Annotated in this window: 1 pseudogene; it reads left to right on the forward strand. The window is 49.3% G+C overall.

Features of this window, described 5'->3' with window-relative positions:
- Positions 1-643: pseudogene (gene solA, locus AC1DUO_RS25955) on the forward strand (N-methyl-L-tryptophan oxidase); the annotation flags it as partial.

Raw genomic sequence — 643 nt, forward strand, 5'->3', positions numbered from 1 at the left:
GTATACGAACCCAACTCGGGTTTTCTGCAAAGTGAAATGGCGGTTGCGGCATACATTCGTCTCGCACGGGAAGCGGGTTGTGCGCAATTATTCAACTGTCCCGTTGAAAGTATTAACTGGCTGGATGATGGCATTGAAGTCTCAACGATTGACGGAGTCTACCGCGGGGCCAAACTGGTAGTAACGGCGGGAACCTGGGTCACGAAAATCCTCCCGGAATTACCCGTGAAACCTCTGCGTAAGGTGTTTGCCTGGTTCCATGCAGATGGCCGCTACAGTGAAGAAAACCATTTTCCAGCCTTTACGCTCGAAACTCTGCAGGGCGATCAGTACTACGGATTCCCCTCAGTGAAGGATGAACTTAAGTTAGGTAAGCATAACGGTGGTCAATGGATAACGGAACCCGAGCAGCGTAAACCTTATGGCAGCGTCAGTCAGGATGGCACAGAGTCCTTCAATTTCTTCCGCCATTTCCTGCCGGGTGTAGGTGTCAGTTTGCGTGGTGCGTCATGCACTTATGACATGACGACTGATGAAGATTTCATTATTGATACCCTGCCGGACAGAGAAAATACCTGAGTGATTTCGGGATTAAGTGCTCACGGTTTTAAATTCGCCAGCGTATTAGGGGAAATAGTTACTC

This window comes from Rahnella sp. P4_A8, from assembly GCF_056402435.1.